At 47.6% G+C, this 26236-nt stretch carries 19 protein-coding genes; 6 read left to right on the forward strand and 13 right to left on the reverse strand.

Features of this window, described 5'->3' with window-relative positions:
* The first annotated feature begins 17 nt into the window (after positions 1-17).
* The gene (locus IZU26_RS03205) at positions 18-1088 is read left to right on the forward strand and encodes a glycosyl hydrolase family 18 protein (RefSeq protein ID WP_433276721.1); all 1071 of its coding nucleotides are present in this window, start codon (positions 18-20) and stop codon (positions 1086-1088) included.
* Positions 1089-1099: 11 nt separating this feature from the next.
* Here the strand turns inward: IZU26_RS03205 and IZU26_RS03210 are convergent, their stop codons facing one another.
* Together IZU26_RS03210 and IZU26_RS03215 are read right to left on the reverse strand one after the other, a co-directional pair.
* Positions 1100-4864: a UvrD-helicase domain-containing protein gene (locus tag IZU26_RS03210; RefSeq protein ID WP_433276724.1), complete on the reverse strand. Its 3765-nt coding sequence runs from the start codon at positions 4862-4864 to the stop codon at positions 1100-1102.
* A gap of 14 nt (positions 4865-4878) precedes the next feature.
* A complete protein-coding gene (locus IZU26_RS03215; protein WP_433276726.1) occupies positions 4879-7758 on the reverse strand; it encodes a PD-(D/E)XK nuclease family protein in 2880 nt (959 codons plus the stop codon).
* A 317-nt stretch (positions 7759-8075) separates the two neighbouring features.
* Between IZU26_RS03215 and IZU26_RS03220 the strand changes: the two genes are divergently transcribed.
* From IZU26_RS03220 to IZU26_RS03235, 4 genes are all read left to right on the forward strand, one after another.
* Positions 8076-8807 (forward strand): hypothetical protein, encoded by a 732-nt coding sequence (locus IZU26_RS03220; protein WP_433276728.1) that lies wholly within the window; start codon positions 8076-8078, stop codon positions 8805-8807.
* 419 nt (positions 8808-9226) lie between these two features.
* Positions 9227-10471 (forward strand): ATP-binding protein, encoded by a 1245-nt coding sequence (locus IZU26_RS03225; protein WP_433276730.1) that lies wholly within the window; start codon positions 9227-9229, stop codon positions 10469-10471.
* 160 nt (positions 10472-10631) lie between these two features.
* A complete protein-coding gene (locus IZU26_RS03230; protein ID WP_433276732.1) occupies positions 10632-11993 on the forward strand; it encodes a PFL family protein in 1362 nt (453 codons plus the stop codon).
* A 97-nt stretch (positions 11994-12090) separates the two neighbouring features.
* Positions 12091-13089 (forward strand): GNAT family N-acetyltransferase, encoded by a 999-nt coding sequence (locus IZU26_RS03235; protein WP_433276734.1) that lies wholly within the window; start codon positions 12091-12093, stop codon positions 13087-13089.
* Between the two features lies 1 nt (position 13090).
* Here the strand turns inward: IZU26_RS03235 and IZU26_RS03240 are convergent, their stop codons facing one another.
* From IZU26_RS03240 to IZU26_RS03255, 4 genes are all read right to left on the reverse strand, one after another.
* Positions 13091-13984 (reverse strand): YitT family protein, encoded by an 894-nt coding sequence (locus IZU26_RS03240; RefSeq protein WP_433276736.1) that lies wholly within the window; start codon positions 13982-13984, stop codon positions 13091-13093.
* A gap of 120 nt (positions 13985-14104) precedes the next feature.
* Positions 14105-15136 carry an extracellular solute-binding protein gene (locus IZU26_RS03245; protein WP_433276738.1) on the reverse strand — a complete coding sequence of 344 codons (1032 nt, stop codon included), beginning with the start codon at positions 15134-15136 and terminating at the stop codon, positions 14105-14107.
* A gap of 62 nt (positions 15137-15198) precedes the next feature.
* Positions 15199-16857 (reverse strand): ABC transporter permease, encoded by a 1659-nt coding sequence (locus tag IZU26_RS03250; RefSeq protein ID WP_433276740.1) that lies wholly within the window; start codon positions 16855-16857, stop codon positions 15199-15201.
* Positions 16844-17977 carry an ABC transporter ATP-binding protein gene (locus IZU26_RS03255; RefSeq protein WP_277055281.1) on the reverse strand — a complete coding sequence of 378 codons (1134 nt, stop codon included), beginning with the start codon at positions 17975-17977 and terminating at the stop codon, positions 16844-16846. The genes IZU26_RS03250 and IZU26_RS03255 overlap by 14 nt, the downstream gene beginning before the upstream one ends.
* 289 nt (positions 17978-18266) lie before the next feature.
* Here IZU26_RS03255 and IZU26_RS03260 point away from each other — a divergent pair, with 289 nt between their 5' ends.
* Positions 18267-19307 (forward strand): helix-turn-helix transcriptional regulator, encoded by a 1041-nt coding sequence (locus IZU26_RS03260; protein ID WP_433276743.1) that lies wholly within the window; start codon positions 18267-18269, stop codon positions 19305-19307.
* Positions 19308-19310: 3 nt separating this feature from the next.
* Here IZU26_RS03260 and IZU26_RS03265 read toward each other — a convergent pair whose 3' ends face one another.
* The 7 genes from IZU26_RS03265 to IZU26_RS03295 form a co-directional block, all read right to left on the reverse strand.
* Positions 19311-19502: an AAA family ATPase gene (locus tag IZU26_RS03265; protein ID WP_433276745.1), complete on the reverse strand. Its 192-nt coding sequence runs from the start codon at positions 19500-19502 to the stop codon at positions 19311-19313.
* A 59-nt stretch (positions 19503-19561) separates the two neighbouring features.
* Positions 19562-20299 carry a hypothetical protein gene (locus IZU26_RS03270; protein ID WP_433276747.1) on the reverse strand — a complete coding sequence of 246 codons (738 nt, stop codon included), beginning with the start codon at positions 20297-20299 and terminating at the stop codon, positions 19562-19564.
* A gap of 377 nt (positions 20300-20676) precedes the next feature.
* Entirely contained in the window at positions 20677-21204 is a 528-nt protein-coding gene (locus IZU26_RS03275) for an HNH endonuclease (RefSeq protein ID WP_433276749.1), read from the reverse strand.
* A gap of 76 nt (positions 21205-21280) precedes the next feature.
* On the reverse strand, positions 21281-22243 hold the full coding sequence (locus IZU26_RS03280) for a DUF6994 family protein (RefSeq protein WP_433276751.1): 963 nt from the start codon (positions 22241-22243) through the stop codon (positions 21281-21283).
* 140 nt (positions 22244-22383) lie between these two features.
* Positions 22384-24327, reverse strand: a complete 1944-nt coding sequence (locus tag IZU26_RS03285; RefSeq protein WP_433276753.1) for a DUF4139 domain-containing protein — start codon at positions 24325-24327, stop codon at positions 22384-22386.
* 168 nt (positions 24328-24495) lie between these two features.
* Positions 24496-25443, reverse strand: a complete 948-nt coding sequence (locus tag IZU26_RS03290) for a ParB/RepB/Spo0J family partition protein (RefSeq protein WP_433276755.1) — start codon at positions 25441-25443, stop codon at positions 24496-24498.
* Complete coding sequence (locus IZU26_RS03295) at positions 25436-26191, reverse strand: ParA family protein (protein ID WP_385974108.1); 756 nt, start codon at positions 26189-26191, stop codon at positions 25436-25438. The genes IZU26_RS03290 and IZU26_RS03295 overlap by 8 nt, the downstream gene beginning before the upstream one ends.
* Positions 26192-26236: the final 45 nt, after the last annotated feature.

Raw genomic sequence — 26236 nt, forward strand, 5'->3', positions numbered from 1 at the left:
ACAGGAGTACGCAAGAGATGACAAACCGCCGACAAAAATTAATAATTTTAATACTGCCGCTTTTTTCCGCGCTTCTTTTTGCCGGAGGGAAAAAAGATAAAACGCCGCCGCCCGAAACTCCGCAAGAACGCGCAGAACGAATACTTGCTGAAAACGAAGGCGCCGCATATCTCCGCGAGCCGATAGACGGAGAACACTCTTCTTTCGGTGAAGTGTGGGGTTTTGCGCTGCAGGAGCGGGGTGAAGAAATCGATTTGGACGCTCCGCTCACCGATATTGCGCTCTTTACGGCGACGCTCAACAATTATGCGGAACTCGACGCAGTGCCCCGCCGCTCATCGCTTCCGTCGTTCGCCGGCCGCGTGCATCTTACCTTTGCATGCGACAGCCGTGCGCTCGTTCATTTTGTGTTGGATAAAGATCTCGGTTTTCGAAAGGGATTTGAAACCTCTCTTGCGGAAGCGTCGGCGGACTTCGACGGATTGTGTATCGATATGGAGTATATCCCCGCGCGCGACAGGGAGAATTTTTTAACATTTTTGCGCGATATGAAAAAAGCGATCGGCGGAAAAATTTTAAGCGTATGCGTACCCGCGCGGACGCGCACGATTTCCGACGACATCTTTCCGTATAAGACGATCGGAGAAATCGCTGACCGCGTTATCATCATGGCGTACGACGAGCACTGGAGTACGAGCAGACCGGGGCCGGTCGCATCTTATGCGTGGTGCGCAAACGTCGCAGACTACGCGCTTACGGTAATCCCCAAAGAAAAAATCGTCATGGGGCTTCCGTTTTACGGGCGTACGTGGACGGGAGAGCGGCATGCGGGTGCGTGGTATTTCAGCGGCGTCAACCGCAAAATGCTTGAAAACGGCGTACCGAAAGTCGAGCGCGACGAAGGCGGCGTTGCGAAAATAAACTACACCGCTACGGTAAACGTGACCGGCTTTTTCGACGATACCTATTCGCTCGTAAAAAAATGCCGCCTCTACGAAGAAAAGAAAATTAACAATATTTCATTTTGGCGGCTCGGGCAGGAAGACAAAACGTTTTGGCAATGGATAAAGATAAATCCGAATAAATAGTCCCGCACAATTCACAGGCCGGTTGCGTTATCTTCGACTGAAAAATCTCCGTGCGGAATTTCCGAAAACTCGTCATGCCTGACGTAGTAGAGCACGCAGCGCACGTTTTCTTCCGGTACATTACGGAGAGTTGCGACCGCCTTTCGGTAGCACGCTTGCTGACGGTAATACCGCACGGGATCGATTTCATGATCGGTTTTATAATCGACGATCGTATATGTGCCGCCGCCGTTATCGAAAACCAAATCGATCGAACCCGTGACGATATAAGAGTCGATGCACATTTTAAAGGCGTATTCGGTTTTTATCCACGCGCCTTCTTCCCGCACCTTTAGGGCACGTGCACCGTATTCGGACGCTGCAAAGCGCGCGCAGATTTTTTCACACACTTCACTCATTTTATCTTGCTGCGCTTCGGACAGTTTCCGCATATACTTTTCCAAAGCGAGTTTTATGCCGGCGGAATCGAAGCCGTTCATAGCGTTTTCAAGGCAGGCGTGAACGAGCGTTCCGAATTCGTCGAAGCCGAAGCGCACGTTTTCTTTTGCAAGTTTTTCAAGCAGCTCGTCGATTTCGGGATAGAGATCGCCTCCTGCCGATTCTCCGAATCCCGCTTCCGTTCGCGCCGCACTTTCACCTTTGCACACCGCAGTTTCGGTGCTTTGAACGATGCCCTCCGTGCGGTCCGCCTCCTCATCATAGAGTTTTTCCAACGAACTCGGCGTAATGCGTTTCGAAAGCACTTCCGGCATTTTAATAAAATCGATTTCGGAAGACGAAAAGACCGCGTCGGCATCCCGTATTTTACGCTTCCGTAGAATATCTATAGATTCGGGTATACGGGAAGACGCGTATATTTCCCGCTTCGATTTTTTTTCGATGCGTTCGAGGTCGAAAGGCGCGCCGTCGGCATATTGCACCGCAGCGTCCGAGTCGAGAAAATCGGGATAATAATATGCGATGACAGGATCGAAAACGGACGCATCGCTTACGCGGTGTTTGTGATCTTTATCGTACGAATATGTTCCGACAAAATAATAATCTTTGATCGCGCGGGTTGCAGCGACGTAGATCAAGCGGCGGAATTCGGCGATGTCTTTCGCAAGGTTTTCATCGCGCTGTTTGATAAAAAAATAATTCCGCTCGCCTTCGGCGGGCTTCAGCGAAACGCCCGCTTCTTCGCTGAAAAAATATTTTTCTTCGCTGTCGTTTTTTACGTTGTCGAAAGCGCCGAGTACGAACACGTGATCGAACTGCAAGCCCTTGCTTTTGTGAACGGTCATTATTTGAACGGCATCTCCTTTTTCGATCGGATAGGATATGTCGCCTATTCCCGTATCGCCGTCTCCGAAAGTGAAACCTTTATCCGCTTCTTTTTGGGATGCGAGCATATCGACAAAATACGCCGCATCTTTTCCGTCCGCGTCCGCCTGCCGCGCCGCTTCGAACAGCAGATCGTACTGTTCGGCAAAGAGACTTACGGCGCGGTTCAGCATCGTTTCATAGCGGTAGCCCATATCGTACCACAGCGTATTGAGCGTTTTCGTGAGCGGCTCGGCGAGCACGCGCTCCTTATGCGTTTTAAAAAAATCCGCTGCGCGGATATAGCGCTCTCGTTCGATCGAACCGTCGGCAAATACGTCGATGATTTTTTCATCGTTCGAAAACGGAGCGAACACGAAATCTTTGCTTCGATAATCTATCGCGTTTGCCAAAATAATTTTCACATCGTTTTCGGTAAGACCTGCGAAGGGCGAACACAAAAATGCCGCGAACGCATTCATATCCGACGGATAGACGCAGAGCCTAAGGAATGCGTATATATCGTTTGCGGGAGCGTCGGCGAAAAGATCGATTTGACGGTCGAGTACATACGGAATGCGGAACTGTTCGAGCCGGCGCTTCAAATAATTTCTCTTTGTACGCGACCTGTCGAGCACGGCGAACGACGCGTAGGGCTCCCCTGCTTCGTGCATCTTAACGATTTTTTCCGCGATATAATATGCGAGCTGTTCCTGTACGTCGGGTACGAGACCCGATTCCTTTTCGAGAGCGTAATCGTTTTTATTGTACGGCAAAAGCGCAAAGTGAGATCGGATATTCGATTTGTCGAGCGCGATCGGCGCACCGCGTTCGTGAGTGCTTTTATCGACATAGCGGGCGACGGTATTTTCCGTGTACAGCGCTTCATAGGAGGCGCCCGGCGTTTGCAAAAAGAGAGAGGGTGTGCCGTCTTTGTACGCGTAATCATCGCCTGCTTTATAAAAGCCGCCGAAAATCTGATTAAAGCTCGTAAGCAGTTCCGGAAACGATCGGTAATTGTACACCATGCGGAGTTCCGCCTCGTCTTCGCCGCGGGCAAGGTCGCGCTTCAATTCATTGAACACCGACACGTCGGCTCCGCGGAATTTATAGATCGACTGTTTTTCATCGCCGACAAAAAATAATGTATCGCCGGCAATATTCGGCACGAGCGCTTTTCGAATCGCAGCCGGATCGTCAGAAGCGACTTCGGTATATTCGTCGAGGCGTTCCGCAAGGAGAAAGAGGAGATCGCGGTTTCGGCCGTTGTTGTCCTGAAATTCGTCGATCATGATTTTACTGAATGCGGCCTTTTCCTGATTGCGGATGTCTTTTTGTTCGATCAATATTTTCAGCGCCATATCGCTCACGTCTTTAAACGTCAGCGCGCCCGACGTCCGCTTTTGCCGGTTTACAAGCTCAAGCAGTTCGTCGAAGAGGCTGCACATATCTTTGATGTACGGAAACTCTTTGACATACACGGCAAGGGATGTGAGTTCGTCGGCGTAACGCGCAAGGTTTTCGGTACAGGCTTTTATCGCTTTGAGGGAAGAAGCGGCGTTGCCGGGCTTAAAGGCGGATAAGACCGTAACCCAATTCGCGGCAGAAAAAAGTTTTTCGTACAACGCTTCGCTCGTCTCCACATCGTCGGGCGAAAACACCGTCGAAGCGAAGTCGGGAAGAGGCTGCGTTTCGATAAAGGAAAAAAGTTTTACGGCGGCGGCGTTTTTTTGCCACTTGCATGACGCATCGCTTTTCGCTTCGGCGCATAGCGAAAGGGCGTTTGAAACGATATCGAAGAGGGAGCCGTCACCCTTATCGCTTACGATTTTTTTCCACGCATCTGAAATTATCGATTTTTGCGTTTTGAGGGAGCGCGTAAACCGGCCGCTTTCGGTTGCAAGAGAAGTGTAGTCGCCGATAATCTTTGCGACAAGGGAATCGGAAAACTCCTGCACTTTTCCCGCTTCGGCAAAACGGCGGATGCCCGGCCGTGAAAGATTTTTCAGCACGAAGAGCAATGCAAGATTTTTAATATTCCGCTCGCTGTCCGTACTTCCCGTCGTAAAATCCGGACGGATGCCGTAACGGTTCGCAGCCTGACGCACGACGGCGCCGCAGTACGAATCGAGCGTTTGAATGCGGGCATCGGCAAATTCGCTTACAGCCCGCGCGGCATTTTTTCTTTGGCGTTCCGGTACCCGTTCGTTTTTTGAAAAAAATACGAGCGTTTTGTAAATGCGCGCGTACATTTCGGCGGCGGCTTTTTTCGTAAACGTCAGCGTCAAAACAGCCGGCGCTCTGATATCGTCGAATTCCATAACGAGCCACGCAAAGCGCGTCGCGAGCACTTGCGTTTTACCCGAACCCGCTCCCGCAGCGACGACGGCGTTTTTTACGGAGCAGCACACTTTTTTTTGCTGATTGTCGAGCGGATGTTCCAAAAGGTCAAGGTATGCATAATCGTTTTTCATCGCAGGCTCCCGAGTTACAGTTTGTGAGATGCGACCGTATATGTCGTGCGGCAGATCGTTTTAAAATCGCAAGCCATACAGTCAGAATACACGTCGGGGGCGATGAGCGCGTCATCCCCGCGCTGCACTCCTCGAACAGGTTCGGGATTTCCGTTTTCGACCGTTTCGTAAAAGAGGGAAGCATAGCGCTCAAATACCGAAAGCGTCGGCTCATAGGATTCGGGCGTTTTTTTTGCGTTCTCATCGTCGATAACGGCGACGCTTTCACCCGCACTTTTTATCGAACAGAAGACCATTTTATCGACTTTAACGGGATCGGCAAGATTCCACAGCGTTACATACATGGCGCATTGGAAATTGTCGAGCGTACCCGTCGTTTCATCCGCGCGGCACGAAGCGATCGACGGAAGAGACGTATTTTTATAGTCGACGATGATGATCCGCCCCGCGTCATCGGAAAGCACGCAGTCGATTTTTCCGAAATACTTGTAACGATTTCCGCGCTCCCACGCTTCACACAGCGCTTCCGTCGAAACGACGCGGCAGCCGCCGAAACCTTTTTCTTTTTTACAAAACTCGTGCAAAAAATCGATGATGATCTTTTCGAATTTATGCGATTGCTCTTCAAGCACGCGAAGCGCAATCGGGCTTTGATAAAAATCGAACGACTTGTCGCGAATCGCTTCCCCTGTTTTTTCTTTTATTAATTTTCGTATGTCGTTTTCACGCTCTCCGAAAGTTCCGTCTTCATCCGTGACCGGCAGCGTATCAAAGGTTTTAAAAAGCAATTCGAGGATTTTGTGATTGATGTTTCCCTGATCGTATTTTTCGAACAAGGACGCATCGAGGGAATCTCCGCAGAGTTTGACGACCGATTTGAAAATCCATTTCCGGGGACACGGGAAAAAATCCCGCATATCGCTTTGGCTGATCTTTACCGCAAAAGCGTCTTCGGTTGAAGAGCCGTTCGGTGTGCGGCGCTCTTTCAAAACATAGTCGATTGTTTTTTTGACACCGGCGTCTACGGATTGCGGGCGGGGAGCGTTTACGGAAAAATCCGAAGACGCTTTCCAATGTTCATACTGCACCTTTTGCAGGTCGCTTAAAGCGCGGGGAGCATTCGATTCCGATAAAAACCATTTTCTTTCATTGAGGATAAAATCGTTTGCATCGAGTTCGTCGAACGGCGTATGATTTTTTTCGACGGGAGCGATATCGAAATACGTATGCGAGATTGCAAAGCCTGAGAAAGTCCGTTCGCTGCACGAAAAGATACTCCGCGCCCCGTCCGTATTATTAAATTTCCCGTACAATCTGATAAAGGCGGTAGACGCCGCATCGGAATCGCGTATGCCGAGCGCACGGCGTTTTTGCGTATTGAGAAAACCGAGCGGCTTACGGACGACGGTGATGGCGTCCTGCGTACAGTTGATGACGATGTTGACAGGATAGGCGGCGCAGGCTGCGACTTTATAATCGAAGACGGAAACTCCCGAAAGCGTATCCTGCGGGCGATAGGTTTTGCTTCTCAGCTCGTTGATAAAAAAAGAAAACGGAGAGCGAAGCTGCAAATCAAGCGGCACGATATAATCTTTTTCGATAGCGACAAGCGTTTCAAGCTCTGCAATGCAGCGTCCGAGAACATTATTCGCTTCGACGCTGAACTCGTCATCGGCAAGGAATTCGTTTTTAAACATAAGCCACGCCGTCCGCAAGCCTTCGAAGGTCTTCGCACCCGTAACGGCTTCGATCGATTTTTTTAATCGCTTGTATAATTCAAGCTCACGCTCGCTTCGTCCGGATTTACCGAGCGATTCGATCCATACGTCTCCGCCGCCGTAATTGCAGATGCAGTGCAGCCGGTTCCCTTCGCGCACGAGGTTTTCGTTGAGCGCTTTGTTTTTCCACGGCACGCGCCCGTCGAGTACGAGGCGGCGCACGCTGTCGTACGAATAATCGGTTTTTCGGCATTCGTCGATATCTTCAAAAATGCTGCCGGCGCTGCCGACCGTAAAGCGCACCCCGCTTCGCACGACAAAGGGAATGCGGTAGTTCGCAAGTTCCCGTTCGATATACGGCCGGTAGGTTTCGAGTTCGGGAACGTGCAGCGCGATATCTTCATACGAAAGCTCTCCGCCGCTTTTTCCGACGATGTCCCGAATGCAGAGCGCCGTTCTTCGAAGCTCCGTCCTCGCATCGGGATAAACGAACACTTCGCTCGCATGCACTTCTTTTTCGGGAAGCACGTAAGAAGTTATGTTTTCGGCAGTAGCAAAGACCGCTTCGTATTCGTCGAAATCTTCAAGCTGTTCCGGGAAAAAAATAATAAATTTTTTACGCTCTTCCGTAAAGTCAGGCACGAGCCACGCAGGCTCGAACATCTCATCGCCTAAAAAATCGACATAGCGCCGGTAGAGCGTAAGATAATCTTCGTCTTCATCGTCTGCCGCTTCGGGATGATCGCTTGCATAGCGGGAAAATTTTTCATACCACGTTTTCAAAAGCGGAAGATTTCCTGCAATCCAATCGGCAAAGGAATCGGCTTCTCCGGCAAACTGCGGATGTACGATGCTCTTAAAAATCGGTTTTCCGCTTCGGACGGCGGCGGCATTTTCTTCGATGAGATTTCGAACGAATACTTTTCGGAGCACGGCAGGCATGGCATGACGGCCGCTCTCTTTTGCGACGGCGTATTTTTCTTTAAAAGTGTCCCACGCGATAAAGCGCTCGAGCGCAACGGCTTTAACACCCGACGCTTGAGGATTTTTTACACACCATTCCGCCCATGAAACGAGGGCGACATCGGTCGGAAAAACAAAGACGACATCTTCCTGTCCGAGATTTTCTTTCAGCACATCCGCGATGCGCGCCGGTTCAAGTTCAATACGTTTCATAATGATATTGCTGTAACCAGTATAGCACATAAAGCGTTTCATAGATACGGCAGGATTCAGGTGCCCTGTCACGCGCTATAAATTACCGTAAGGAGGTACGATAAAAAGCGCCGTCTGAAATATCGCCGTCGCTTTTTATCTCGAGTTTGCGCGGATGTTTGCAGAAGACGTGTATACGTGGCGTTTTGATAAAAATCGCATGAATACGATACGCTTTATTTTACAAACTCGACTATTGAACATGTGCGCACACGCGCACGGCTAAAAACTTTTTCGGAAATTGATATTTCCTGCAAAAGTTTTTATGGGAGGTTTTTATGAAAAAATTAATAATTGCGGGGCTTGCTGCGGCGATCGCATGCGGAGCGTTCGCACAGCAAAATGCTCCGGCCTTCGACGATCCGAAAGCATCCGTCATCGCCGTTTCGTCCGCCGCCGTTCCGGGCAAAATGAAAGACAATATCAAGCTTATCAATTTGTCGGACGACGAAAATATTTCGTTCCGCGTATACATCTACGATTCGAAAAAAGCATCGTGGAATTTATACGGCAAAGCTTTGCTCAAAGGCTTTTACGACGGCGATACTATCGATTCCGATTTTGAAGACAAAATACGCAAAGTCGAATACGTCGCCGTCATTCCCGACGGAAACGGAGTGTACGAATACGAAGCCGAAAAAAAGTACAACGACTTGCGTATCAAAATCCATTCGCCGAACAGCTCAGCCGACGAAAGTTATAAAAAAAATGCGGTGACAGTCGACGTACGGAGCGTTCCCGGCGTTTTCAAAGACAATGTCAAATTCGTCAATGAGACGAGCGATGAAAATATCTCGTTCACACTGTACGCGTTCAACGATAAAAACGGTACGTGGCAAAAAGCAGGCGTCGCCGTTTTAAAAGACTTCGGCGATACGGACACGGTCGATTCTCCGCTCGAAGATTCGCTTCCGTCGTACGCCTGTTTCGCCGTCGTTTCGCGCAACGGAAAAACATACGCATACGATTTTAAAAAAGCGAATAAAGACTTTATCATTACGGTGCGGTAAAAAGCGGGTATGCAAAGCGCACGAAACACGCGTTTTGCATATCGACATGACGATGCTCATACGATACACCTCCGTGCAGCCGAAGCGTTTCGCCCGCCGAAAACTCGAGTGCGGGATTAAAAATCAACAACCCCGACGCAGAGCGTCGCGGTATGTTGTTCTCATAAGGTCGTTGCAGTCGGCTTTAATACCCTTTGTTACGACGCAAGCGTCGGGGTATTAAACCCTCCGCACGAATAAACTTTTTAATTTTAAGGCAAACATTAAGGAAAAACTTTTTTAATTAAAAAATGTAAAAATAGCCTAAACTGCATTTTTTTCAGCTACAAACTTAAAAAATTACTATAACACAAAACTTTTTCAATGTTATACTGAAAAACTTATTGAAAAACGGAATTTTTTCGGTTATAATTTGAAATATGAACGATAAAGAAACAGCAGAACTTTCCAGAATTTTATTTATAGAAAATCTCAAACAATTTAAAGACGAGCAACTCATAAAGATACTATGCGGCATCCGGCGCAGCGGAAAGTCTACCATTCTTAAAAGTTATAAAAAAGAATTGTTTTCTCTCGGTGTAAAAAATCGGAATATTGTAGAACGGCTATATACTTCGATGGAATTTGAAGAAGATTTTGATTCCGCAAAAATGTATGCCGAACTTAAAGAATTTATCTCAAAGGCGGATACAAATCAAAAAGTCTATCTCCTTTTGGATGAAGTGCAGGAAGTACAAGGCTGGGAAAAATGCGTCAATTCGCTTTTTGAAAGCGAAAACGTCGATATATATGTTACGGGTTCCAATTCCAAATTGCTTTCGAGCGAAATTTCAACTTATCTTACCGGCCGCTTCGTTCAGATTCCCGTTTACACGCTTTCTTTTGTTGAATTCATCGAATTTAGAAAATTCTATTACCCGAAAAAAACGGAACCGCCGTTGGAATCGTATTTCGAACAATACCTTCGATGCGGCGGATTTCCGTTCATTGCAAAAACAAATCACACGCAGGAAGAGAATTATCAAATCATCGACGGAATTTTTTCTACCGTCGTTACGCGGGATATATCCAAACGGCACAATATTTCAAACCTTGAAATGTTCAATCGCGCCGTCCGGTTTATTCTCGAAAATCTCGGCAAGAATTTCAGCGCAAAAACGATCTTCGACTTTTTTAAAAGCTGGCACCGCTCAGTCGCTATCGAAACGATTTATAATTATCTTGCATGGTTGGAAGAAGCTTTTATTATATACCGCTGCAATCGATATGCTATTCAGGGAAAAGAAGTCTTAAAAACACAGGAAAAATATTACCTTTCCGATATCGGATTTAAATACAGTCAACTCGGCTATGAGCCGAAAGCGATTGCATCCGTTTTGGAAAATATCGTGTATCTTGAATTGCGCCGTCGCGGGTTTGCCGTTTACATCGGAAAGTACGGCAACAAGGAAATCGATTTTGTCGCCGTCAAACAGGAACAAAGAATGTACGCTCAGGTTTGCAGAACAGTGCCCGAAAATTCCGATCGCGAGCTGGGCAATCTGAAAGCGATAAAAGACAACTACCCCAAATACGTTATTACCATGGATTCGTCCGTGTGTGGAACGGACGACGGCATACGAATCGTCCACATAAAAGATTTTCTGTTACAAAGAGAATGGTAAAATGCGATGACCGATTTAACGCACGAATTTGCAATGGTAGACAATAATCAATATAACATACGGGTATGCAAAGCGCACGAAACACGGAACAGGAAAATCGTACCGCTCGTGCGCGCGTGTTCCGATTTACTTTATTTTCGCCAACTGCTAAAATAGCTCTATGATTTTTTCAGCGACCGAAATCGAACAGACTGTCAATATGTTTATGCGGCAAAAGCTCGACATCCGCGCGATCACGATGGGCATTTCGCTGCGGGACTGCATTTCAGACGACGGCAAAAAATGCCGAAACCGCATCTACGATAAAATTATGAAGCGGGCGGGAAACCTCGTCAAAGTCGGCCGCGAAATCGAAGCGGAATTCGGAGTGCCTATCATTAACAAACGTATTGCTGTCACGCCGATTGCGATGATTGCGGAAGCGAGCGGCGAACGAAATTACGTCGCGTGGGCGGAAACGCTCGACAAAGCCGCAAAGGAACTCGACGTCGATTTTGCCGGCGGCTTTTCGGCTCTCGTACAAAAGGGTATCACTGCGGGCGATGCCGTCCTCATCGATTCGATTCCCGCGGCTCTTGCATGTACCGAACGGGTATGCTCGTCTGTCAATCTCGGTTCGACGAAGAGCGGCATCAATATGGACGCCGTAAAGCTCATGGGTCAAATCGTCAAAAAAACGGCGGAACGCACGAAAGAAAAAGACGGCATCGGCTGCGCAAAGCTCGTCGTGTTCTGCAACGCGCCGGAAGACAATCCGTTTATGGCGGGCGCTTTTCACGGGCCGGGAGAAGGAGACGCGGTGCTGAGCGTCGGCGTTTCCGGACCGGGCGTCATTCTCGCCGCCGCAAAAGAATACAAAGGAAAGCCGATCGACGAACTTGCCGACGGCATCAAAAAAACGGCGTTCAAAGTTTCGCGCATGGGACAGCTTGTCGGAACGGAAGCGGCGCATCGTCTCGGCGTCGAATTCGGTATCCTCGACCTGTCGCTTGCGCCGACTCCCGCCGTCGGAGATTCGGTCGCGCGCATCCTCGAAGAATGCGGCCTTGAAAGCGCGGGCGCACCCGGTACGACGGCAGCTCTCGCTATGCTCACCGATATGGTAAAAAAAGGCGGCGTTATGGCGAGTACGAAAGTCGGCGGTCTTTCGGGCGCCTTCATTCCCGTGTCGGAAGACGAGGGGATGATACGCGCGGTAAAAGAGCACTCGATTACGCTCGAAAAACTCGAAGCGATGACGACGGTGTGTTCGGTCGGCCTCGATATGATAGCGATCCCCGGCGATACGGAAGCGTCGACTATCAGCGGCATCATCGCGGATGAACTGGCGATCGGCATGGTCAACAACAAAACGACCGCAGTGCGCGTCATCCCCGTTCCCGGAAAAACGACGGGTGATTGGGCGGAATTCGGCGGTCTCTTAGGCGGCGCACCGGTTATGGCGGTAAACGCGTTCGGCTGTAAAGAATTCATCGAGCGCGGCGGGCGCATCCCCCCGCCCATTCACAGCTTCAGAAATTAATAAGTCGAACGTCGAGTTTTAGGAAACTCGAAATTGAAATTAATAATTTGCAAGAGTCGCCGTTTATTGATATGCGAAAAAATCGGAAGGTATCGTCATGCGCTTTATTCCGGTCGATGAAAAAAAGAAAGCGGAAACGCTCGCCTTCCTCGCAAAGTACGAGCGCTTTTGCGTATCGCTCGTCGAACACATCCGGCTCGGAGGGGGCGACAGCTTTACAGTCGAAAGCGATGCGCGCGAAACGCTCGGCGTCATAAGCGTCAAAAGCAGAATGCTCCTGTGTATTCCGAATGTACGTTCGTTGCAAAACGACGGGGATTTTTACACCTCCGTCAAAGCATTTTTGTCGGACAAAAAAATCTCATGCGTAAACGGGGAAGCCGAAGCGTCGCACTTTATCATGAAAATCCTTGCGGAACTCGGCCGAACGCTGCTGCACATAAACGAATACGCGCTTATGACGCTTTCCGAAGCGGCGTTAAAAAATATCAAAGCAAAAAGCGAACGGTACGCGGCACCATCGAAAGGACTGCAAACGCGCCTTGATCGGCATGCGGCGGTACGGGGAGAGCCGCAAATGTGCGGTATGCGTACGGAGTGCGCTGCGGCAAATCCGATTTCGGAAAATGCGGCGGCAGCCGGCGCCGGTGAAAAAGCGTGTTGTGAAAAATTTAAAATAGTCCGATGCGGTATAAGGGATGCCGATGCGCTCATGCCGCTGCAGCTCGCATACGAAGCCGAAGAAGTGCTGCCGCCGTGCAGGACGCAAAATCCCGCCGTCACCCGAAAAAATCTCGAACGCATTTTAAAAACCGAATATGTCGTCGCGCTGCAAAACGCCCGCGGCGAGCCGGCCGCAAAAGCGAACACGAATGCTGTCGGTATCCGCTGGGCGCAGATAGGCGGAGTGTACACTGCTCCCGATTTCAGAAGAAAGGGATGCGCATCGCTCCTCGTCGAAACGCTCGCCGAAAAAATCGTCGCATCGAATCGGCTGCCGGTGCTCTACGCACGGAACGGAAACGAAGCCGCGCAAAAAGCCTATTCGGCGCTCGGTTTTACGAAGACGGGCGGCTTTACGATAGCGTATTATTAATTTAATCTTTCGGGCGCAGGTAAAATTGACCGAGTATCCGCTTCGAATGGAAGATATTGATAAATGCGAGAGGGTCGGCTTCTTTTATCTCCCGCGCAACTTTTTGCACTTCATCCGCAGCGACAACCGAATACACCAAATCGCGTTCCGCTCCCTGATAGCAGCCCTTGCCTTTGAAGACCGTCGCATCGTGGTTCGTTATTTCGTGAATCGTCCTGTATACGTCGGCGGGACGGTTCGTAATGACAAAGAGCGTCGTCTTTTGATAACGCTTGTATATGGAATTGAGCAGCTGCGTCGCGGAAAATTGGAAAAAAATCGAATAGAGCGCGCGCTCCCAACCGAAGATCGCGCCGGCGACCAAAAGGATCGCAGCGTTAAAGACGAGCATATAGTTCCACGCGTCTCTGCCGTATTTTTCGGAAATGAAAATCGCGATGATTTCGGTACCGCCGCCCGACGCGCCGGCGCAAAGGCACAGGTATCCGCAAAACGCCGCAATGATACCGCCGAAAACGGCTGACAGCAGCACGTCGTCGATGATCGCAAAATCGGGAAAGAGGTCGACGAGTACGGAAGAGGTGACAACCATGAGACAGGTGTACAGCGTAAAACGTCTGCCGATGTATTTAAAACCGATGACGATAGGGATGACGTTCATGACAAGCATGACGGGACTGTACGGAAGCTCAAACGAAAAATACGTCCGTGCGACATGCTGAATGAGCAGCGTCAATCCGGTAAAACCGCCGGGAAAAAGATCGCCCGCACGGATAAAGGTTTTCATATTTAACGCCGAGATAACGGCCGCAATGAGAATGAGCGCTATTCGCCGAAAAGTCGCACCGATGCCGCCGACGCGCTCTTTAACAATTTTTTGTACCGCCTGTCGCATAGATGCAAGCATATACTATTTTCACGTTCGTGGCAAATGAAAATGAAAAAAGGGGCTGCCCAAAAACTTCAGTTTTTGGGCAGCCCCTCCTCATGTAAAACGCTTTTCGCAACGTCTTCCTTATTTATGATTCGACGTGTAAATCGCGTTCCACCGTTCGAGCACCGCTTTTTTATTCGCAATCAGCCAATCGATATCGCGGCTCACCCATTTCACGTCTTTGCTTGCGGGGAGATACTTCGACGTATACGTCGCTTTCGTATTCGTCAAGCGCAGCGTCTGCAGCGCGTTGCCGAGTTCCGTTTCGCCTTCCGGGCTCATCAAAAATTCTATGAGCATTTTTGCGCCTTCGGGATTTTTGCAGCCTTTAATCATCGCGCAGCCGAACGCCGATGCGGACGTCCCTTCGGCCGGATACACCATTCTGATATTCGTTGCACCGGATTTCAGCAGCGTCGAAGCACCGTCTTCATACGTCAATCCGACGACATATTCGCCCGTCTGTACGCTTTTGAAACACACGGAAGACGACGTCGAAACGACGAGACCGTTTTTAATAAGTTTTTCGATGTAATCCCATGCCTTCGGGCTGTCGTTTCTGTACACGGACATGATATTGCATACATTGTTCCACGCGGCGGACGACGAGTTGGGATCCGAAAAAACGATTTTGCCTTTTAATTTCGGATCGAGCAAATCGGGATAACCTTTAATGTTCAAACCGAGCTGCTTTTCCAAATCGGTGTTGACGCAGAACACGACGGTCGAAAGGTGATCGAGATTGTAAAAACCGTTGTTCGATCGGTAGTCGGCCATGATCTCCGGTTCGTACTTCGTCAAAAACGGTTCGAAGAGATCGGCATTGATTTTACCGTCACTGTTCGAAAGACCGCCCCACATGACGTCGCCCTGCGGATTGTTTTTTTCCGCGCGGATCCGCGCCGTCAATTCGCCGGCAGAACCGTTGACGACTTCGATCGTCATTCCCGGATTTTTCGCTTCGAATAATTTCGTTAAATTGCCGATATCGTTTTCGGTCATCGAAGAATACAGAACGATCCTGTTGTTCTTTTTGTCGGATTCTCCGAGAGAAAAAACCGGGAGACACAGACTCGCCAACAGCGCGGCAAAAATTATCGATTTCGTTTTCATAAATACCTCCATATTTTGTAAATTTGAAAACTAATTTGAGAACCTCAAAAGTACAATGTTTTTTATACCTGTATATCCTCTGCGCCGCTCACTTTCAGATAGACGAGCAGCGATACGAAAGTCAAAACCGTCAAGATGGACGAAAATGCACACGCCATCCCGTAATTTCCCATCGCGATGGAAACGTATGCGGACATCGTCAGCGTGATCGTGCTGTTGTTGTACAGGATGATGGAGCTCGACAGTTCCGTTACGAGCGAAACCCAGCTCAAAATCGCACCCGATAAAATACCGTTCGTCATCATCGGTACGGTGACGGCGCGGAAGGTTTTCAGCTTTGACGTGCCGAGGCTGATGGACGCTTCTTCGATGCTCATCGGGATTTGAATAAGATTTGCCGTCGCCGAACGTATCGTATACGGCATACGTCGTATGACGAACGAAATGATCATGATGAGCATCGTCCCCGTCAGCGCCAGAGGTTTATTGCTGAACGCGATGACGAGCGCAATGCCGATAACCGAACCGGGGATAATATACGGAATCATCGAAATGGAATCGATCAAATTGTTCCAGAGATTGGAACGGCGCACGACGAGATACGCGATAAAGATCGAAAGCAAAATAATGACGAGCAGCGCGAGGCCGCTTATGAGCAGAGAATTGGAAAACGAACGGAACAAGAGCCGTCTGGCCGCAGCACGGTAGCTGTCGAACGAAAAGCCAGCTTTGAACACAGCCATATCGCATTTTTTAAACGACAGATAGATGACATAGAGCTGCGGCAAAAACGAAAACGCGATGATGAGATAGCAATATGCGTTCATCAAAATACCGCCGAACAATCCGGGATTTTTCTTCTGTACGGGGTGCAGCGCGTTGATCGAAAATTTGAATTTATTTGTGCCCCACTTCTGCAATGCAAACACGAGCGCCGTGATGACAATTGCGATGACGCTGATCGTCGCCGCAAAATGAAAATCGGTACCGTTTTCGCCGAGGTATTGATTGTAGATCTCCACCGGGAACGTCCGGAATCCTTCGCCGAGCAAAAGCGGCGTTCCGAAATCTGCAAACGATCGCATAAACACGAGCAGCGATGCCGCGAGAATCGTCGGCATACAAAGCCGCAGAATGATTTTGAGCAGACGGTTTATGCCGACACAGCCGAGGTTTGCGGACGCTTCGAGCAGACTGTTATCGATGTTTTTAAACGCGCCGTTCATATAGATAAACACGAGCGGAAACAGTTTAAGCGTTTCGACGAGGACGATGCCGCCCATACCGTAGATGCTGCCGAACATTTTTATATGCAGCGTGTTTTCCAAAAAAACGGTGAGCACGCCCGACCTGCCGAGCAGCAGAATCCACGCGTACGCGCCGATAAAGGGAGCCGACATACAGCACAAAATACTCAAAATGAAAATCGTCTTCGCGCCTTTTAATACGTAAAACGAATAAAAGTACGAAAACGGAATACCGATGAGGAGTGAGCACAGCGTAATTAAAACGGCGAGCTCGAAACTGTTTAATATCGTACGACTGTAGTACGGCTTCGAAAAAAACGTCGCAAAGTTCTGCAGCGTAAAGCGTCCGCTTTCGTCGAGCACCGCCAGCCTGAAAATTTTTATCATCGGATAAAGCAGCGTCAATATAAACGCCGCCATGATGACGAGAGACACAAATGTCCAAACATCGACTTTTCGTTTATTGTGCAGCATGTACGCTCTCCGTGTCCGCATTGTCGTCTTTTACGCCGGACAAAATATTGTGTTCTCCGTCGGCGGTAAAAATATTGATCTTATCGATATCGAGACCGAGCTTTATATCGCTGTCTTTTTTCAATAAATCGTCGAGCGCCGAAATTTGAATCGTTTCGATTTCCATGCCGTCCGGCAGTGTGATGACAAAGTGCGTGCTCAAACCGAGGAAAATGCAGTCGAAGATCTTTGCGGATATCCCGTCTTCGCCATGCTTCCGCATAAGGAATTCTTCCGGCCGTATGGAGACGACGACATCCTGATCGTGCTTATACCGATCCTGCACGTTTTTCACTTCGACTTCGTAATCGAATATCGACAAAAAGCACGAGCCGCCGCGGACGGTGAGTTTACCGTTTATTAAATTGCTTCTGCCGATAAACGAAGCGACGAACATATTGACGGGGCGCTGATAGATCGCTTTCGGCGTTCCGATATGCTGGATAACGCCGCCGTTCAAAACGGCGATCCTGTCGGAAACCGCCATCGCTTCTTCCTGATCGTGCGTAACGTAAATCGTCGTAATGCCGATTTTTTTCTGCATTTCGCGGATAACCGAACGCATTTCAACGCGGAGTTTTGCGTCGAGATTGGAAAGCGGTTCGTCCATCAGCAAGACGCTCGGTTCGATGCAGAGTGCACGCGCGATCGCGACGCGCTGCTGCTGACCGCCGGAAAGCTGGCTCGGCATCCGTTCCGCGAACTGATCGATCTGCATCAATTTTAAAAACTTTTCCGCTTGGTTGTGTATTTCCGTTCTTGTCAATTTTTTATTTTGCAAACCGAATTCGACGTTTTTTCTGACCGTCAAATGCGGAAAGATCGCATAGTTTTGGAACACCATACCGATATTCCGCTTCGAAGGATCCAAATCGTTTATGCGCTTATCGTTAAAATAGAAATCGCCGCCTTCGATGGAATTAAAACCGGCGATCATGCGCAACAGCGTCGTTTTGCCGCAGCCCGACGGGCCGAGCAGCGTAAAAAATTCTCCTGCACGGACACCGACATTCAATTTGTCGATTATCGTTTTACCGTCAAAAATTTTTACCGCATCCTTAATGGTAATACTTACACTCATATAATAACTCCACTTATGGTATATCTTTTTATTATATTTCAAAAAAAGCGTTTGTCAAGTTTGTAAGAGTTTTATTTTGCAAATTTCCGATATAATTTGCGTGATCACCTGCAAAACAAAGATGCGTTTTGGAACGACGCGAAAAAATCCGGACTGTAGCAAAATGCAAATCCGACGGTAAAACAAAGTTCTCGCCGCAAGCACATCTTTATCAGCCGATACTTTCCGAACTCGCATTCGGCGATAAAAATCGAATGATCGCAATCGTTTTACGTGCTATACTGTGCTCATGAGCAAAGCCCTTTCCGAAGAAGAAAAAAAACAAAGGCAGCTGACGCGCGATGAAAAAAAACTGCAAAAGGAACTCGATCCTGAACTTGACGAGCGTTGTTACGAAATTCTTCGCATACTGCGAGACGCGCCGAATCATCCGGATGTCAAATACAATTCAAAGTATTTTGAAAATCACTTTAAAGTTGCCAACATAACAATACTCAGAGCGATAAAAACCCTAAAGGACATGGACTTACTGGAAGAAAGGCAAGTTCACGGAAGCTACGTAATAAAAAAAGAAGTCGAACAGATTTACTCAAAAAAAACGCGGCAAAACCTCGCTTTAGTCGCCGGCTTGAAAGGTTTGCTGCAGCAATACAAAAATACGCCCCTCTTCGACAGTGTTACAAAGCTGATTTATTTTCTTGAACCCAAGGTCGCAAAGGACGATACGGTTTTATCTTCCGCCCGCGTAATCGTTCCGCCTCAGATAGAATATGACGTCAATGTAAAAAACTGGGATAAGGTTTACGAAGCGATCCAAAAAAATCATAAAATCAACTTCCGCTATACAAAATCATATACGGACACGAAAGCTCTCAGAATCGTACGGCCGTACCAACTTTTGTTGGATAACGGCTCCGTGTATCTTTTCGCTTACAGCGAATACGCCGACCTTGTGCTTTTATACGACTTAAATTTTATGGCGGATATCGTCGTTACGGATGAAGCATTCGAACTTCCCGAAAAATACGACTTCTCTTACTATTGCGGCGGAGGACGGCTCGGAGCATACAAAGGCAATAAGATCGAAAAATATAAAATTAAATTTACCGGCTACGCAAAGGAGTGGATCAAACAACACAAGTGGGCGGACGATCAAAAATTCACGGAAGACGAGGACTCTACCGTGATCACATTTTCTTCAAGTCAGTACGACAAAATTTTCGAGCTGATCCTAAGCTGGGGAACTCAAGCCGAACCGTTTGCTCCCAAGCGCCTTGTCATCCGCTGGAAAAAAGAAATTGCCGCACTGTATGAAAAAATAAATGAGTAATATCTATGACCTTTTCATATTAAGCGAAAGCAGACAGTTCAAACGGCCGAGCGTATATTTTTCAGGGTTATCGTTTCTGTCGGAAACTTCAAGCGCGTTTTTAAATATGTACGGAACAAGTCCTGCGCTTTTAACAAGAGCGCGGGCGTATTCGGTTTTGCCTGATCCGGGAGCACCGTACAGTAAAATATTCACAGTTGTATTATTTTTTAAAAGGCGCAGTGCCAATTCGTTTTCGTCTTTTTTTATAAAAATTATTTGGAATATAATCGGTCAATTTCATCGGCAATGAGCCGGTCTATTTTTCCGTGAAGCTTACTCCATTCTTCGCGAGTAAGACGTGCTTGAGGATGATACGTTCGTAAGGCGAAATCGATATTTTTTATATTGAAAATACACAATTGTGCTTCAGGGAACGGTTTAACTTTTTCTTTGGAAATTACATCAAAGATATGAATATCGGCAATTTTATCTTGAATTACACAATCATAATTCGGACCGGTCAGGAAAATCAGAATATTCGGTTTAAAAAAATTCAATTCATCTTTTATCAATAAAGACGATTCCCGTACCGCGCTTAGTTTATTAAAATATTTTTTCCCCGCCCCTCCTTTTAGGGTGGTAAGTTTTATAAGATTGTTCCACATAAAACCTGCGGACTTACCATACTTTTTTGCAGTCTCTTGAATCAAGTTCCGTAAGCGACGGTATTCCTTGTTAAACGGAGCTTTACGAATACCGCCTTTTTTAAATTCAGCATCATCTCCGTTTAACAATTTCATATAGTCGTCAGGATTATGCCAACGATCCTGTCCGAAAATCATAACTTTAAGATCGGCATGTTCGTATTCGGGCAGAGGACTTAAAAACTGCGGACATAAGAGTTTTTCATCAGCTTTGTGTTGTTTATTCCATTCTTTTACAGCCTCAAAATTACGATTGGCATAAGCCGCATAATAGTCTGCAAAGAATTTTTCATAATCTTTTCCCATTTTCACAAACCTCCAAAATTTATTTTACGAAACTGTCTAAGATAAATTAAGCACTTTTTAAAATCTGTAATCCATAGTGCAGTACGCTCTTAACCTAACATACATTCGGTTGATTTTATTATCCCCCCCCCGATTTTTGTCAAGTCTTTTGACAAATCCTTTACCGAATAGAAAAAACTTTCACTCATAATGATGTAGCCTCTTGTTATATAAGTAACATGCATAGACTATCATTTTGTGATAGTGTGTAGAATTATTTAAGCGAATTCGTTTAGAAATTTCCTTTTACCGGTATGGATATAACTATTTTACTGTGCTTACAGGAAGTATATATGAGAGAAATACCCGCATTCTGAAAAAGCAAATTTTATCTGGTACTATATTTGATTGTGTTCTTTTTCAGTCAGCCAGATTAGGTTTTCAGGACGATTATCATATCCGTTATTATCGATATGGTGAATGACAGATCCATCCCCTTCGTATTCGTTTTTTCCTAAAAAAGCCATGGCTACTAACTTATATACAAGAGGATATCCGTTTGAAACAAGTTTATGTAATTCAGGATACTTTTTTTCGGGATCAATTACTAAATATCCGAAATCCGATCTGCCAGGATCTTCATCTTGATTTAAAAATTCAAAGTTGCCGTTATCTTTTAAATATTTTATACGCGCTTGATTACTTACAAATATCCTTTCCCAGCCTTTTTGCGATAATCTGACCCAGATTTCTCCGGGTAAATTTTCGACTTGACTGTTATATCGTTCGGAATGATATATTTTAAGTCTATGGGTTTCCCGTTCTATTTTATTTTGATCTTTTATCTCAGAACTTGACGGGCATAAATCTTTTAATTTTTCCACCGTATATTTTTTTCCGCCGTAACCATAAATAATTTCTTCCATCGCCTATCCCCCTTGTTAATATTATTATATTCCCGGCAGCCGATTTCGTCAATGATAAACCGCTCTGTTTCCAATCTTATAGTTCATATTTCATAAACCAATAAGTTCCATCCATTTTTCGATTAGGATCGTATTTTCTCAATAAAGCTTCTTTTTCCGACCTTTCCTTTCCTTTCGTGATTTTTCCGTTTTCGAATTTTCGGTTTATTTCATCATATTTTATTTTTATCTCAACATTTGCGATAATGCGTTTTAAAATTCTGAGAATGGCTTGTATCCGCATGTCTATCAAATGCTCCGATATGCAAATATAATTGTGGGCAAACACAACATATCGTGAAGGCTCTCTGTCCCAATTTTCGATTTTGCTCCTAAAAGAATCTCGAATAGTTCCTTCCGTTGTAAAATACGGAAAAAGGAAATTATACCTTTTAAATAATTCCATCGAGTGTACTATATCAAAATAAAATGAATTTGCTTTCATCAATTCGGATAAGATTTTATCTTTATCGGGAGTATCTTCGTAGCATCTATTCAATTCATAAAGAAAGACATCAAAATAATCTTTATATGTGTTCCAATTGCCGCGATACAGATTGATCGTTTGCCCGCTTGCATAAAGGTTCGGCAGCATCGTAAAGTTTCCCAGCACATAACATTTATTTTTAAACTGTTCAACTTCTTTTATAAAAGCCGTATCATTGTTTGAATATTTTACAGCTCTTTCCATATTTTCGCCGAATAACGTATTAAATGTATTCAGCGTGTCCCCGCGATATTTTTTATGAGTTCCTATATCGGAAAATGAAAAATCCAAATCGGTATCATGTACTTTGTTGCTGAATAACAGATAATAAACGGCTCGCGCTATCTCCGTATCATCGGGGTCAAAGCCGGTTCCGAACTCACTGCATCGTCCGAATTTTTTATCATTTTCTAAAAGCAAAAAATTATACTGTTTGAAATTTTCTATATCTCCGTCCAATTTTTCACTTATAAAATCCTTTAAAAGATTGCAGCATTGAAACAAATCAGTCATTTTTTCTTCCCTTTCATCGCGTAATGATTATACCATAGCGAGGAAATACTATCATTTTTGATGGCGAGTAAAAAATGCGATAGTGCGTTTTCTCTTTAGCTCAGCAGTACACGAGCTTCCCGACGGTATCTGCCGCCCGTTCAGCCGGCCTTTACCGTTTTCAGATAATCGGAAAAATCTTTTTCGGCTTTGTCGAGATTTGCGCGGGCGGCTTCCGTCTTCGTTTTAAGCGAATCGAGTTCGCTTTCGAGGCGCATCAGTTTGTCGAGGAATTGTTTGCCCTGCGCAGTCGAAGAGCCCGTCGCTTCGAGGTTTTCGCGCGCGCGCCTTTGCTCGTCGCCGGTATTTTTGCAGTCGGCGGAAAGCTTTTCGTAGGCGCTCTTCGCTTCGTCGAGCTTTGCCTTTTTTGCCGCGATGTTTTCAAACGCTTTTCGCACCTCTTTCGGCATATCGGCATCGCTTGAGCAGGCGATAAAATCGTTTACACTCATCTTTATGAGAGCGGCAGTAGTTTCGACGATTTCGCTTTCGCTTACCGCGAGCGTGCCGGTTGAATTTTTATCGACCGAAAGCGTAAAGCGGTAGAGGGCGGGCGTTTTTTCAAGCAGCGCTTTCGTCGCAACGAGGGCGGCATTGCCCGTGATCGGGTGTTCGATGAGGACTTTCCGCGATTTTGCGGCGGAGTTTTTTACCGTATACGTCGAATCGTAAACGCGTTTTTTCGTGGTACGCAAAAGTCCGCCTGCGATTTTCACCGTATCGATCGATGACGAAGTTTTTTTTGTTAAGCTGCCGTTCACTTCCATATCGTCGCCGTAGCCGATGATGCGCGTATCTCCCGCAGGCAGAAATTCGAGCACGGCGTCTCCCGCATACGCGCCTTCTGACAAAACGGAAACGGGACCTGCCGGGAATTTCATGCCGGACGTATTTTCGATGCGGACGCAGAATTTCGGATGCGTGTTTTCTCTGAGATGCATATTTGAAAAAACGGAAAACTTTTCGGCGGGCAGTTTTACCGCGGCAATCGGGATCATAACGCTTTCCTGCCGGCCGATCGTAACGGGTTTTACCGGCGTAAACGTAAACATTTCGGCGGACACGTCGGATGCCGCGACATTCCGGTTTACGATGTCCCGGATCGAATCGCCGTAATCGTAACTTGAACCCATCTTCGCTTCGGCGGCGACTTTGTTCATGGACATCATCATGCGCGGAGACGAAGCTTCCGTGTACGCTTCATCGGCTTCTCCGTACGCGGAATCGTAGGTTTCCGCAGCGGCGGCCGCTCCCGCCATGAGGGGCAGCGTCGGACGGTATGTATAATACGGCGGATACAGATCCTGTTTAAATCCGACGGGACGTCCGGTCGTCAGCGTCAAGCGCACCGCGTTCCAGTCGATGTCGGTCGAATTGTCGACGATTGCCCACGCTTGAAACTCCGCAGTGCCGGAACCCGCGTCGATGCGGTACGTCGGCTTCCACACGGGGGATTCCATAACGTATGCGAGGCGGACGTCGCGCTTTCCCGCAGCATCGATGAGAATCGAAAGATTTTTTTTCGAAGCGGACGAAGAGCGAAGTAAAACGGAAAGTGCAGTATTTAAATCTTCTCCGCGCTTCGGATCGGTAAAGCGGAACGAACGTATCTCTTTGAACGGAAGGATGTGAACGCCGTCGGAAGCAAGGAGCGAAAGCGTATCGCCGCCGGCTTCGCGCTCGCGTCTGTCGACCGTCAAAATTTTTCCGACGAGTTTTTCGGCTGCCTTTTCTCCGGTGGCAACTTCGATCTCCGCGCCGCGCTGGGCATACAATATATCGGCCAAATCCGAAGCTTCGCTCAGGTTGACGCTCAAACTTTCGAGGATTTTCCGAAGTGCGTCTTCCGACTGATAGGCGACCGAAATATTTTTTGCCGCCGAATCGGAAACGATAAGCGATTTTAAAACGTCGTTGATCTGTTCCGGCGTAAACGATAAGCCGATGCGGGAAGCACCCGACGCTTCTCCTTCGTGTTCGTAATAGGCGACGCCCGACGAATACAGCGTCACGTTTTTCAGCGGAACCGTCGTGTCCTTATACATAGCCGCTCCTTGTGCAAAAACAGCTGCAGATGCAATCGATAAAGATATTAATAAAATATGTTTCACGGCATCCTCCGTAGAAAAACAGATGCGCGCGTACGCAGTTACAAAAAGAGGCGCACGTTTCGGTACCGCAGTTTTCGGCACCGCTGAACGCAAAACTGAAAATTATGTTCCGGAGATGACGTCGTAGAGTCTGTCCAAGTCGGCGCGGCTGAAATAATCGATTTCGATCGAACCCTTTTCAAGCGTCCCGTTGATTTTGCACTTCGTACCGAGCTTTTCGATAAATCTCTGTTCGATTGCGGCGATATCGGTATCTTTTGCTCCGCGCTTTTTTTGCTTTTTTTTCGCGTCCGCAGCTCTGCCCCCGCCGTTGAACGATGCGGCACTTTCTTCGGCTTGGCGCACGGAAAGACCGTCTGCGATAATTTTATTAAAAAGCACGCGCTGGTCTGCGGGGTTTACGACCGAAAGCAACGCACGCGCGTGACCTGCCGTGAGCTTTCCTTCGATGAGAGAAGCCTGCATATCATCGGGGAGCTTTAAGAGGCGGAGCGCATTTGCAACGGTGGAACGTTTTTTGCCTACGCGCTGCGCCGCTTCGTCCTGGCTCAAATCTCCCATCTGCATGAGATTGTAATACGCGGCCGCTTCTTCGATCGGATTCAAATCGGTACGCTGTATATTTTCGATGAGCGCGATTTCGAGCTTTTTTTGATCGTTGTAGCGCCGTATCTGCACGGGAACTTTTTCAAGCCCCGCAAGTTTTGCCGCGCGCGTGCGGCGCTCACCGGCGATGATAAAAAAGTTTTTTTCGCCTGCGGGTTCGATGATGATCGGCTGCACGACGCCGTGCTCTTTGATCGAAGAAGCGAGTTCTTCGAGCAAGGTCTGATCGAATTCTCTGCGCGGCTGACGGGGATTCGGCTGCAATAGAGCGACGTCCGCCCACAGCGCGCCGTCCGCATCCGATTCTATACCTTCGGGCAATTTCGCACCGGCGGCGATATCCGACACGGAAACGACATCCGCATCGACGGAAGCGCTTTCTCCGCCCGTATTCATGAGCGCGTCGAGTCCCCGCCCCAATCCGAGTCCGCCTTTTTTAGCCACGGCGCATCACCTCTTCCGCAAGTTTTTTATAACTGACCGCTCCGACGCACGACGGATCGTATTCGCAGATGGGCTGACCTCTGGACGGCGCTTCGGAAAGCCGCACGTTGCGCGGGATGATCGTAGAAAAAACGAGATCTTTAAAATACGATTTTACCTGCGTTACGACATCCTGTGCGAGACGCGTGCGCGAATCGTACATCGTAAAAAATATACCGCCGATCACAAGATTTTTGTTGATGCCCTGCTGCACTTTTTTTACCGTTTGGAGCAGGAGCGTAATGCCTTCGAGCGCAAAGTATTCGCACTGCATCGGAACGAGCACCGCATCCGCGGCGGCAAGACCGTTCAGCGTCAGAATGCCGAGAGACGGCGGACAATCGATGAGGATATAATCGTATTCGTTCTTTAAGTTTTCGAGCGCTTTTTTGAGGTAAAATTCGCGGTCGCTTTGATCGACGAGTTCTATCGCGGCTCCCGACAAATCGATGGAAGCGCTGACAGCGTCGAGATTTTTTACCGATGCGTGTTTGATGACGTCGGCGGGAGATGCGAGGTCGGCGATGAGTTCGTAAACGGTCGGCTTGTCTTTCGCCACTCCGACGCCGCTGGACATATTGCCTTGCGGATCGAAATCGACGAGAAGCGTTTTTTTGCCGGCGAGCGCCATATATGCGCCGATATTGATAACCGACGTCGTTTTGCCGACGCCGCCTTTTTGATTTACGAATACGAGACATTTACCCATACGCTTTACTATATCATTTTTTCGGAAAATAGTATACTCGATACT

This window comes from Treponema sp. SP13, assembly GCF_050938355.1.
In the GTDB taxonomy this organism is placed as follows: domain Bacteria; phylum Spirochaetota; class Spirochaetia; order Treponematales; family Treponemataceae; genus Treponema_D; species Treponema_D socranskii.

Excerpts from the sequence above, each read along its gene's own strand:
- IZU26_RS03275 (WP_433276749.1), bottom strand. The coding sequence starts at position 21,204 with ATGGAAGAAATTATTTATGGTTACGGCGGAAAAAAATATACGGTGGAA.
- IZU26_RS03230 (WP_433276732.1), top strand. The coding sequence starts at position 10,632 with ATGATTTTTTCAGCGACCGAAATCGAACAGACTGTCAATATGTTTATG.
- IZU26_RS03270 (WP_433276747.1), bottom strand. The coding sequence starts at position 20,299 with ATGGGAAAAGATTATGAAAAATTCTTTGCAGACTATTATGCGGCTTAT.
- IZU26_RS03235 (WP_433276734.1), top strand. The coding sequence starts at position 12,091 with ATGCGCTTTATTCCGGTCGATGAAAAAAAGAAAGCGGAAACGCTCGCC.
- IZU26_RS03240 (WP_433276736.1), bottom strand. The coding sequence starts at position 13,984 with ATGCGACAGGCGGTACAAAAAATTGTTAAAGAGCGCGTCGGCGGCATC.
- IZU26_RS03225 (WP_433276730.1), top strand. The coding sequence starts at position 9,227 with ATGAACGATAAAGAAACAGCAGAACTTTCCAGAATTTTATTTATAGAA.
- IZU26_RS03210 (WP_433276724.1), bottom strand. The coding sequence starts at position 4,864 with ATGAAAAACGATTATGCATACCTTGACCTTTTGGAACATCCGCTCGAC.
- IZU26_RS03260 (WP_433276743.1), top strand. The coding sequence starts at position 18,267 with ATGAGCAAAGCCCTTTCCGAAGAAGAAAAAAAACAAAGGCAGCTGACG.
- IZU26_RS03285 (WP_433276753.1), bottom strand. The coding sequence starts at position 24,327 with ATGTATAAGGACACGACGGTTCCGCTGAAAAACGTGACGCTGTATTCG.
- IZU26_RS03295 (WP_385974108.1), bottom strand. The coding sequence starts at position 26,191 with ATGGGTAAATGTCTCGTATTCGTAAATCAAAAAGGCGGCGTCGGCAAA.
- IZU26_RS03250 (WP_433276740.1), bottom strand. The coding sequence starts at position 16,857 with ATGCTGCACAATAAACGAAAAGTCGATGTTTGGACATTTGTGTCTCTC.
- IZU26_RS03205 (WP_433276721.1), top strand. The coding sequence starts at position 18 with ATGACAAACCGCCGACAAAAATTAATAATTTTAATACTGCCGCTTTTT.
- IZU26_RS03255 (WP_277055281.1), bottom strand. The coding sequence starts at position 17,977 with ATGAGTGTAAGTATTACCATTAAGGATGCGGTAAAAATTTTTGACGGT.
- IZU26_RS03280 (WP_433276751.1), bottom strand. The coding sequence starts at position 22,243 with ATGACTGATTTGTTTCAATGCTGCAATCTTTTAAAGGATTTTATAAGT.
- IZU26_RS03220 (WP_433276728.1), top strand. The coding sequence starts at position 8,076 with ATGAAAAAATTAATAATTGCGGGGCTTGCTGCGGCGATCGCATGCGGA.
- IZU26_RS03245 (WP_433276738.1), bottom strand. The coding sequence starts at position 15,136 with ATGAAAACGAAATCGATAATTTTTGCCGCGCTGTTGGCGAGTCTGTGT.
- IZU26_RS03215 (WP_433276726.1), bottom strand. The coding sequence starts at position 7,758 with ATGAAACGTATTGAACTTGAACCGGCGCGCATCGCGGATGTGCTGAAA.